The sequence below is a fragment of the Streptomyces hygroscopicus subsp. hygroscopicus genome (assembly GCF_001553455.1).
Lineage (GTDB): Bacteria > Actinomycetota > Actinomycetes > Streptomycetales > Streptomycetaceae > Streptomyces > Streptomyces hygroscopicus.
This window is the reverse complement of record NZ_BBOX01000131.1, coordinates 21195-30756: the sequence shown is the minus strand read 5'-3', so window position 1 is coordinate 30756 and position 9562 is coordinate 21195. Positions and strand designations below refer to the sequence as shown.

The window sequence follows — 9562 nt, the reverse complement described above, 5'->3', positions numbered from 1 at the left end:
CGTGATCTGAGGGCCCGTATGCCCGCCGACCTGGTCCAGGTCATCCCGGCGTAGCCGGTGCCGGCCCACCGCGCGTCGGCGGCGTCCGGCGGCCCCGAGGTCCGCCCCCGGACGCGAACCGCGCACCGGTCCCGGCCGCGCACCCACTTCCGGCCGCGCACCGGTCCCGCCCACGCACCCGGCCCCGGCCGCGCGCCCGCTCCCAGACGCCCGCGCACCGGTCCCAGCCGCGCACCCGCTCCCGGCCGCGGCCCCCGGTCAGGCGCCGCCGTCGGCCGCGAAGAACGCCCGCAGATGGTGTGCCGTCTCGGCCGGTGCCTCCTCGGGCAGGTAGTGGTCGCACGGCAGGGCCTGCCCGCGCACATCGTCCGCGTAGCCGCGCCAGGCTTCCAGCACGTCGTAGTGGCGGCCGACGAAACCGTGCGCGCCCCACAGGGCCAGGACCGGCGCGGTGACCCGCCGGCCGGCGGCGGCGTCCGCGTCGTCGTGGACCAGGTCGACGGAGGCGGCGGCCCGGTAGTCCTCGCAGGAGGCGTGGATGGCCGCCGGGTCCGAGAAGCAGCGCACGTACTCGGCCTGGGCCGCCTCGCTGAACGGGGTTCCCCCGTAATGGCGGGCCCCCATCCGGGTCCGGACCCAGAACTCCGGGTCCTGGCCGATGAGGTGCTCCGGAATGCCGTTGCCCGCCGCCAGGAAGAACCAGTGGTAGTAGCCCAGCCCGAAGCCCATGTCGGCGTGGCGGAAGGCGTGGCGGGTGGGCACGATGTCGAGGACCGCCAGCGCGGAGACCGCCTCCGGATGATCCAGGGCCAGCCGGTGCGCGACCCGGCCGCCCCGGTCGTGACCGGCCACCGCGAAGCGGTCGAAGCCCAGCTCCCGCATCACCAGCAGCTGGTCGCGCGCCATGGCCCGCTTGGCGTACGGGGTGTGCTCGGCGTCGGAGGGGGGCTTGTCGCTGTCGCCGTAGCCGCGCAGATCGGTGAGGACCACGCGATGCGTGGCCGCGAGCACCGGGGCCACGTGGTGCCAGATCAGGTGGGTCTGCGGATAGCCGTGCAGCAGCAGGACCGGCGGGCCGTCCCCGGCGGTGCGCACGTTGATGCGCACACCGTCGGCGTCGATGGTGCGGTGTTCGAAGTCACCCAGCAGCTGATCGCTCATGGTGCGATCCCAGCAGCCACCCGCGGTGCGTGTCCAAGACCGGTTGACGACAATCCTTATAGGCAGGGCTTATGAGGGCGTAGGACGCGGGGAGGCGGCGCGCGGTGGATGTGCGGCAGCTGGAGTACTTCCTGGCCGTGGTGGACCACGGCGGGTTCAACCGGGCGGCCTCCGCGCTGTATCTGTCGCAACCGTCCCTGTCCCAGGCCATCCGCGCCCTCGAGCGCGATCTGGGCAGCGACCTCTTCCACCGCATCGGCCGCCGGGCGGTCCTCACCGAAGCGGGCACCGCGCTGATCGGGCCGGCGCGGGAAGCGGTGCGCAGTCTGCAGCTGGCGCGGGCCAGTGTGGAGTCGGTGCACGGACTGCGCGGCGGCCGGGTGGACATCGCGGCCCCGCCCTCCCAGGCCGTCGAGCCGCTGACCAGCATGATCGACCGGTTCACCCGCGCCCATCCGGCGGTGTCCGTGCGGGTGCAGGCCGCGTTCACCCCGCGCGATGTGCTGGAGATGGTGCGCACCGGCGTATGCGAGCTGGGCCTGCTGGCCTCCCCCGGTGCCGTACCGGAGCGGGATGTCCGCACCCACCCGCTGCACGAACAGCGCTTCGTACTGCTGGCGCCCCCGGACGGGCCGTTCCGCCCCGGTGCGCCGGTACGCCATGAGCGGCTGTCCGGGCACCGGCTGATCGTGGGCCAGAAGGGCACCGGCATGCGCCGTTACGTCGACGACCTGCTGGCCGCGGGCATCGCGCTGACCGTCGCGGTCGAGACCGAGCACCGGGTGGCGATCCTGCCGCTGGTCCTGCGGGGCGTCGGCCTGGCCGTGGTCGCCGACGCCTGGCGAGGTCTCGCCGAGCGGGCGGGCGCCCTGGTCCTGGACCTGGAGCCGAGCACCAGCCTGCGGATCGCCCTGGTCAGCAGGCGGGCCCCGCTGACACCGGCGGCCGAGGCGTTCGTGAGGACGGCCACGTCGGCGCCGTGAGGCACCCGCACCGCATCGGCACCGCACCCCCACCACATCCGCGCCGCACCCGCATCGCATCCGCCCGCGGCCCGGTGGCGGGGCCCTGATGACCGATAAGGGGTGCCTATAAGACCGATGGAATCTGCGTCTTGGACGCGCGGGACGCGCCCCTGCTGCAATCGCCTCCATGACGAACCGCCGCACGACCAGCCACCACCGCATCGCCCTGATCCCCGGCGACGGCATCGGCACCGAGGTCATCCCCGCCGCCCGCCGCGTCCTGGACACCGTCGCCGCCCGGCACGGCCTCGGCTTCAGCTACGAGACGTTCGACTGGTCCTGCGAGCGCTATGTCAGCCTCGGCGCGATGATGCCGGACGACGGCCTGGACCGGCTGCGCGGCCATGACGCCATCCTGCTGGGCGCCGTCGGCTATCCCGGCGTCCCCGACCACGTCTCGCTGTGGGGTCTGCTGATCCCCATCCGCCGGGGCTTCCAGCAGTACGTCAATCTGCGCCCCATCCGCGTCTTCGAGGGCGTGCCCAGCCCGCTGCGCGACGCGGCGCCCGGCGATGTCGACCTCGTCGTCGTCCGTGAGAACGTCGAGGGCGAGTACGGCGAGATCGGCGGGCGTCTCGGACGGGGCCTCCCGGAGGAAATGGCCGTCCAGGAAGCGGTGTTCACCCGCAAGGGCGTGACCCGGGTCCTGGACTACGCCTTCTCGCTCGCCGAACGGCGCGGCCGGCACCTCACCTCGGCGACCAAGTCCAACGGCATCGTCCACACCATGCCCTTCTGGGACGAACTCGTCGCCGAACGCGCCACGGCCCACCCGGAGGTGGCCTGGGACCAGGAGCACATCGACGCCCTCGCCGCCAAGTTCGTCCTGGACCCGCGGCGCTTCGACGTCGTGGTGGCCTCCAACCTCTTCGGTGACATCCTCAGCGACCTCGCCGCCGCGGTCGCCGGCAGCATCGGCATCGCCCCCGCGGCCAATCTCAACCCCGAACGCGACTTCCCGTCCATGTTCGAGCCCGTCCACGGCTCCGCCCCCGACATCGCCGGCCGCGGCATCGCCAACCCGCTGGGCGCGATCTGGTCCGCCGCCATGATGCTCGACCACCTGGGCCACCCCGAGGCCGCCGCCCACGTCACCGACGCCATCGCGACCGTCCTGGCCAAAACCCCCGTCCGCACCCCGGACCTGGGCGGCACCGCCACCACGGCGGAATTCACCGAGGCCCTGATCGACCTGCTCTGATCCGTCCGCCGCCCCTGGAAACCGCCGCCCCGGGCGCCATCACCGTCGCGCCGGCGCCCGGGACGGTCCGGTGGAGGGCCTCAGCTCAGGACTGGGGCCGCTTACCGTGATTGGCCCCGTTCTTACGACGGGCCTTCTTCTTGCGACGTCGCTTCGACGACATGCCGCCTCCTCCCTACGGGTGCTCTCGTCTCCTCCGTACCGAGTACCGAGGACATCGGTATCCCAAGCGGAGATCACGGCGCGCGTACCCAGCCCCTCGACACGGCACCCTCTTCCGTGGGACACCTCACACCCCAGCCCTCCCGGACCGGGCGGGGCGGCGCTGACCGGCGGGGCTGCCCCACGGCGCTGACCACCGGCGCTGACCGGCGGCGGCGCGCTGTCCGTCGCCGTGGTCCTCCGGCAGCGGATCAGTCAACGGTCCTGAGCACGGTGCCGGCCTCTTCGAGCGCGGCGACCTGGTCGGCGGGCGCCGCGGCGTCGGTGACGAGGGTGTGCAGGAGCGTGGCGGGGCCGACGTGGGCGCGGGCGGTGCGGCCGAGTTTGCTGCCGTCCGCGGCGGCGATGACCCGGCGGGCGGAGGCGATGGCCGCCTTCTTCACGGCCGCGTCGTCGAGGTCGTAGGCGGTCATGCCCTCCCCGGCGCTCAGGCCGCAGCACCCCAGGACGGCGGTGTCGAAGCGCAGCGCCGACAGCGAGGCGAGGGTGAGGGGGCCGGTCAAGGCCCCCTCTGAGCTGCGCGGCCGCCCGCCGGGCACCAGGAGTGAGGCTGCCCCGGAGGCGTCGCCGAGGAGCTGGATGGCCTGCAACGACAGGGGCATCACGGTGACCTGCCGTCCGCGCAGCAGCCGTGCGACCTCCAGGCAGGTGGTGCCGCTGTCGAGGACGACGGTCTCGCCGTCGGCGATGAGCGAGACCACCTCCGCCGCGATCCGGCGCTTGGCGTCGGCGGCCTCGTGGACGCGCAGGGTGAAGGGGGGCTCCTGCCCCCTCAGCAGCAGGTTGCGGGCACCACCGCGGACCCGCTCCAGGACGCCCTGCGCGGCCAGGGTGTCGAGGTCCCGGCGGATGGTCATCTCCGACGCACCCGTCAGAACGGCGAGTTCGGCGACCGTGGCGCTGCCCGACTCTGTGACGGCTTGGGCGATCAGCCGGTGACGGTCTGCGTTGCTCATACCAGGATTGAATCACCGCCCGAAATGAACACTCAAGATGTTCGGAGTGCAGTTGACTGAACACCTCACATGTTCGTTATGGTGGGCCGCGGGGGAAACGACCGCTGAGGGCCAACCATGTGGCGGCCTTCGTCCGCTTCCCCCGCGCACGGTTCGGGCCGGTCGCCGTCCAGGGTGGCCGGACCCGGCCACCGCGCGAGACCGCGTCGCCCCCTGACCGCCTGTGCGGCACGGCCCTGACACCGTGCCGCACAGGCTTCTCCCACCCGGGCCGCGCGGCGGACCGGACCCGCTCCTCCTCGACAAGGAATCTGCCATGACCGTTCACGACGACACCCCGGCTCGTGGCCGGATCGGCGTCATGCTGCCCAGGGACCTGCCCGTCCAGGACGTGCTGCCGTTCGCCCGGCGCGCCGAGGAACTGGGCTTCGACCAGCTCTGGGTGGTGGAGGACCTCGGCTTCCGCGGCGGCCTCGCACAAGCCGGTCCGGTGCTCGCCAGTACGGAGAGCATCACCGTCGGCATCGGGATCATGCCCGCCGGCGCCCGCAACGTCTGCTTCGCGGCGATGGAGCTGGCCACTCTCGCCCAGCTCTACCCGGGCCGCCTGATCGTCGGCATCGGCCACGGCATGCCCGCATGGATGCGGCAGGCCGGCGCCTGGCCCGCCAGCCCGCTGACCCTGATCAGGGAGTACACGGACGCGCTGCGCCGGCTCGTGCGCGGCGAACCCGGCCCGCCGGGCGGACGTTACGTGAACGGCGAAGGCGTGGTCATCACCGAGGTCCCCGACATCGTCCCCCCGATCGTCCTCGGCGTGCGCGGCCCCAAATCGCAGGCGGTCGCGCGAGACGTGGCCGACGGCCTCCTCCTCGCCGAGCCCGCCGCCCCGGCCTACATCGCCGCCTCGCTGCGTCACATGGACACCGCCCCGCACACCAGTGGCCTGGAGATCGTCACCTACGACGCCGCCGCCGTCGACGACGACGCCGACACCGCCCTCGCGCTCGTCCGCGCGGGCCTCACCGCCGTCGGCGAACCGGCCTGGGCCGCGCATCTCGACCCGCTGCCGTTCGCCGCCGCGCTGCGCGAACACCGCGCCGCCTGCTCCGGCCCCCAGGAGTTCGCCGAGACCATGCCCCCGGCCTGGGTCCGCGAGCTGAGCATCGCCGGCACCCCCGGCCAGGCGCGCGAGGCGATCAGCGCCCGCCATGCGGCGGGCGCCACCAGCGTCGTCCTCACCCCCGTCGGCCCCGACGCGCCGGCCGCCCTGGACTCCCTCGCCCGCGTCCTGGACACCCGAACCTGAGCTGACCGGCCGTTTCGTGGAGCCCCTGAAGTCAGGCTCATGATCCTGGCCCGACGGAGCACCACGCGCAGTGCCGGGACCACGCACCTACCCGGACCGCACGGCCATCGACGCAGCCGTGGCGGCCGGCACCCGGCGGATCCTCTACACGAGCCAGCAGGGCGCCGTCCCCGGCAACCCGTACCGGCCGTCGGACATCCACATCGCCACCGAGGCGATCCTCGCCGACTCCGGAGTCGCCTGGACCGCACTGCGCAACGGCGCCTACGACCCACTCGACCAGGTGCTCGGCCCGTGGCGGCGGACCGGCGAGATCGCCCAGCCGGAAGACGGCCCCGTCCCGTACACCGACCGTGCCGACATCGCCGAGGCCACCGCGGTCATCCTCGCCGGTGACCGCTCCTTCGACGGTCCTGTCACCCTCACCGCGCCGACCGCCGTCACCTTCGACGATCTCACCACGATCGCCTCTGACCTCACCGGTCGCACCATCAAACGCATCGTCCTGGACGACGAGCAGTGGGTCGCCGAACAGATCACGATCGGCGTCCCGGAGCAGCTGGCCCGACTGATGCTCACCTGGTACCAGGCCGCCCGCGCCGGCTACTTCGCCGAAGCCGACCCGCTGCTGACCGAACTCCTCGGCCGCGAGCCCCGCACCGCCACTGACCGACTCGCAGCCCACATCGCCGGCCAGACGCTCAGTGAGACCGCTCACTGAGCCGGTTCTGCTGTGTTCGCCGGTCCGGGACGGCCGGAGGGGGCTATGACGGACCGGGTCATGGCCCTCGCGCTGCCGAGGTAGGCGGCGGGGTCGCACAGCTGTCGTATCCGCTGTTCACCGAGGTGCGCGACGATGTCCCGGTTTTCCGACAGGGCATCGGCGAGGGGGGTCGAGTTCTCCGCGGCCCGGACACATATCGCGTAGACGACGTGATGGGCGCGCTGCCGGCCGAGCCGAGGTGCGAGGGCCATCATGACGGCCTCGGCCAGGATGAGCCCTCCCGTCAGGTCGACGTTGGAGCGCATGCGTCCGGTGTCGATCCGCAGGCCGGATACGGCATGCGTGGCCTGAGCGAGAGAAGAGGACAGCAGGAGGAACGCCTCGGGGACGACGGCCCATTCGATGTGCCAGGGGCCCGTGGCGCGCTCGAAGTCCGGTAGCGCCGCGTCCAGCATGGCCGAGGACTTGTCGCGCAGAAGCCTGGCAGCAGCGATCATGAGCTCGCTGGAGATGGGGTTGCGTTTCTGAGGCATGGTGGAGCTCGCGCCCCGCCCGGGGGCGTAGGGCTCCGCCGCCTCCGCGATCTCGGTCGAGCACATGAGGGCGATGTCTGTGCCGATCTTGCCGACGGACGCGCCGATGGCAGCCAGGAGTCCGACGATCGAGGTGAGGCCGTCGCGTGCGACATGCCAGGTGATCTCCGGGTTCCGCAGCCCCAGTTCCGCGGCGAGTTCTGCGCGCACGCGCAGAGCCTCGGGGCCGGGTCCGAGGGAGGCCAGAGTGCCGGCGGCGCCACCGAACTGCACCATGAGGTCGCGTCGTCGCACCTCGGCAAGGCGTTCGGCATGCCGGTCCAGCGCGGAGAGCCAGACCGCGGCACGGTAGCCGAAGGTGATGGGCAGGGCGTGCTGGAGGTGGGTCCGTCCGGCGGTGACGGTGTCGATGTGGGTGGCGGCCAGTCGGCGCAGCCGTTCGCGGAGTTCGTCGAGTGCGGCGCCGATCAGGGACAGTCCGTGGGCGCACTGCACCATGGTCGCCGTGTCCATGATGTCCTGGGTGGTGGCGCCCCAGTGCAGGTATCCACCGTCGTCGCCGCACTGCTCGGAGAGCTGGGAGACGAGTGGAAGGACCGGGTACCCGACGTTGTCGGTCTCGCGGCGCAGTCGTTCACGGTCGAGCCGCTGTGGGTCGCAGGCCCTGGCGATGGCGTCCGCGGCGCTTCGGGGGATGACTCCGACCCGGGCCTGTGCCCGCGCCAGGGCCACCTCGACGCGGGTCAGCGTCTCCAGGTACGTGTCATCGCTGAAGACGGTGCGCATCCGGGATGTTCCGAACATGTCGCGGAACAGCGCGGAGTCGAAGACGGTGCTGCTCATCGGCTGTGCTCCGGTTCTGCGCGGTCCTCGACGGCGTCGGTCCCCCGCGTGGCGGGCTTCATGTCGATGGCGAGGTACTTCTGCTCCAGGTACTCGTCGATGCCGGTGTTGCCGCCTTCCCGGCCGATGCCGGACTGCTTCATGCCGCCGAAGGGGGCGCTGGGATCGGACACGTAGCCACGGTTGAGGCCGACCATGCCGGTCTCCAGCCGTTCGCTCATGCGCAGGGCCCGGTTCACGTCCTGGGTGTAGAGGTAGCCGACGAGGCCGTACTCGGTGTCGTTGGCCGCGCGGAGCGCCTCGTCCTCGGTGGTGAAGGTCTGGATCGCCGCGACCGGGCCGAAGATCTCCTCGCGGGTGATCCGCGCGCCGGCGGGGATGCCGGTGAGGACGGTGGGGGGATAGAAGTAGCCGGGGCCCTCCGGCAGCACCGCTCCCGTCCGTACCCGGGCGCCGGCGGCGATCGCCTCGTCGACCAGGCCGGCGACGCGGCGCCGCTGGCGCTCGTCGATCAGCGGTCCGAGGTCGGTGGCCGGGTCGGTGCCCGGACCGAGGGTGAGCGCCTCCATGCGTGCGGTCAGTCTCCGGGTGAACTCCTCGACGACACCGGCGTGGACGTGGAAGCGGTTGGCGGCGATGCACGCCTGCCCGATGTTGCGCAGCTTGGCGGTCATCGCGCCGTCGACCGCGGCATCGAGGTCGGCGTCCTCGCACACGAGGAACGGCGCGTTGCCGCCGAGCTCCATCGAGGTGCGCAGCACGGTGCCGGCGGCCTGCGCGAGCAGGAGGCGCCCGACGGGGGTGGACCCGGTGAAGGACAGTTTGCGCAGTCTGCCGTCCCGGAGGAGGGGTTCGGTGACCGCGGCGGCCCGGGTGGTGGGGACGACGTTGAGCACACCGTCGGGCAGGCCGGCCTCGGCGAGCACGCCGGCGAGCGCGGCCGTCGTGAGCGGTGTCTGCGGGGCGGGCTTGACGACCATGGTGCAGCCGGCTGCCACGGCCGGTCCGATCTTGCGGGCCGGCATCGCCAGCGGCGCGTTCCACGGCGTGATCAGCAGACAGGGGCCCACCGGCTGGCGGGTGACCAGGACGCGGGCGGTGCCGTCCTCACTGACCTTCCAGGTGCCGTCGATCCGCACCGCTTCCTCGCCGAACCAGCGCAGGTAGTCGGCGCCGTAGCGGACCTCCGCCCGGGACTCGGCCAGTGACTTGCCCATCTCCGCGGTGATCAGCAGCGCGAATTCCTCGATGCGCTCCAGCAGCAGATCGTGGGCGCGGCGCAGGATCCCGGCCCGGTGGCGGGGAGGAACCGCCGCCCAGTCGGCCTGGGCCGCGTGTGCGGCGTCCAGGGCGGCCGCCCCGTCGTCGGGCGTGGCGTCGGCCACCTCGCACAGGGGCCGGCCCGTGGCCGGGTCGTACACCGCGAACGTGGCGCCCGCCGTCGCGGGCCGCCACCGGCCGGCGATGAGCAGCCCCTTCTCCACCCGGCCGATGACGTCGTCCGGCGTGACTGTCTTCATGGAACTCTTCTTTCTGGGGTGCGCCGTATGGCTGGTTCACCGGTGGCGCACGAAGGGTGGCCCCTCGT

At 72.6% G+C, this 9562-nt stretch carries 8 protein-coding genes and 1 pseudogene; 4 read left to right on the top strand and 5 right to left on the bottom strand.

Annotated features, from left to right (window positions below; genetic code table 11):
• Nucleotides 1-258: 258 nt before the first annotated feature.
• The gene (locus tag AXW62_RS15545) at nt 259-1161 is read right to left on the bottom strand and encodes an alpha/beta fold hydrolase (RefSeq protein WP_060945070.1); all 903 of its coding nucleotides are present in this window, start codon (nt 1159-1161) and stop codon (nt 259-261) included.
• A 104-nt stretch (nt 1162-1265) separates the two neighbouring features.
• On the opposite strand from AXW62_RS15545, the gene AXW62_RS15540 reads away from it, so the two are divergent.
• Both AXW62_RS15540 and AXW62_RS15535 read left to right on the top strand, forming a co-directional pair.
• Nucleotides 1266-2144, top strand: coding sequence for a LysR family transcriptional regulator (locus AXW62_RS15540; protein ID WP_060945069.1), 879 nt, complete (start codon nt 1266-1268; stop codon nt 2142-2144).
• A 169-nt stretch (nt 2145-2313) separates the two neighbouring features.
• Nucleotides 2314-3387, top strand: coding sequence for a tartrate dehydrogenase (locus AXW62_RS15535; RefSeq protein ID WP_060945068.1), 1074 nt, complete (start codon nt 2314-2316; stop codon nt 3385-3387).
• Between the two features lie 85 nt (nt 3388-3472).
• On the opposite strand, the gene AXW62_RS47125 is transcribed toward AXW62_RS15535, so the two are convergent.
• A complete protein-coding gene (locus tag AXW62_RS47125) occupies nt 3473-3550 on the bottom strand; it encodes a 50S ribosomal protein bL37 (RefSeq protein ID WP_370454205.1) in 78 nt (25 codons plus the stop codon).
• Nucleotides 3551-3800: 250 nt separating this feature from the next.
• The gene (locus tag AXW62_RS15530; RefSeq protein WP_060945067.1) at nt 3801-4565 is read right to left on the bottom strand and encodes a DeoR/GlpR family DNA-binding transcription regulator; all 765 of its coding nucleotides are present in this window, start codon (nt 4563-4565) and stop codon (nt 3801-3803) included.
• A 316-nt stretch (nt 4566-4881) separates the two neighbouring features.
• On the opposite strand from AXW62_RS15530, the gene AXW62_RS15525 reads away from it, so the two are divergent.
• A complete protein-coding gene (locus AXW62_RS15525) occupies nt 4882-5874 on the top strand; it encodes an LLM class flavin-dependent oxidoreductase (RefSeq protein WP_060945066.1) in 993 nt (330 codons plus the stop codon).
• 97 nt (nt 5875-5971) lie between these two features.
• Nucleotides 5972-6595: pseudogene (locus AXW62_RS15520) on the top strand (Rossmann-fold NAD(P)-binding domain-containing protein); the annotation flags it as partial.
• On the opposite strand, the gene AXW62_RS15515 reads toward AXW62_RS15520, so the two are convergent.
• Both AXW62_RS15515 and AXW62_RS15510 read right to left on the bottom strand, forming a co-directional pair.
• Nucleotides 6589-7974: a class-II fumarase/aspartase family protein gene (locus AXW62_RS15515; RefSeq protein WP_060945065.1), complete on the bottom strand. Its 1386-nt coding sequence runs from the start codon at nt 7972-7974 to the stop codon at nt 6589-6591. The pseudogene AXW62_RS15520 and the gene AXW62_RS15515 sit on opposite strands and share 7 nt — an antisense overlap.
• Complete coding sequence (locus AXW62_RS15510) at nt 7971-9494, bottom strand: NAD-dependent succinate-semialdehyde dehydrogenase (protein WP_060945064.1); 1524 nt, start codon at nt 9492-9494, stop codon at nt 7971-7973. The genes AXW62_RS15515 and AXW62_RS15510 overlap by 4 nt, the downstream gene beginning before the upstream one ends.
• Nucleotides 9495-9562: the final 68 nt, after the last annotated feature.

Coding starts and splice junctions, on each gene's coding strand:
- AXW62_RS47125 (WP_370454205.1), bottom strand. CDS start 3,550: ATGTCGTCGAAGCGACGTCGCAAGAAGAAGGCCCGTCGTAAGAACGGG.
- AXW62_RS15535 (WP_060945068.1), top strand. CDS start 2,314: ATGACGAACCGCCGCACGACCAGCCACCACCGCATCGCCCTGATCCCC.
- AXW62_RS15545 (WP_060945070.1), bottom strand. CDS start 1,161: ATGAGCGATCAGCTGCTGGGTGACTTCGAACACCGCACCATCGACGCC.
- AXW62_RS15530 (WP_060945067.1), bottom strand. CDS start 4,565: ATGAGCAACGCAGACCGTCACCGGCTGATCGCCCAAGCCGTCACAGAG.
- AXW62_RS15515 (WP_060945065.1), bottom strand. CDS start 7,974: ATGAGCAGCACCGTCTTCGACTCCGCGCTGTTCCGCGACATGTTCGGA.
- AXW62_RS15525 (WP_060945066.1), top strand. CDS start 4,882: ATGACCGTTCACGACGACACCCCGGCTCGTGGCCGGATCGGCGTCATG.
- AXW62_RS15510 (WP_060945064.1), bottom strand. CDS start 9,494: ATGAAGACAGTCACGCCGGACGACGTCATCGGCCGGGTGGAGAAGGGG.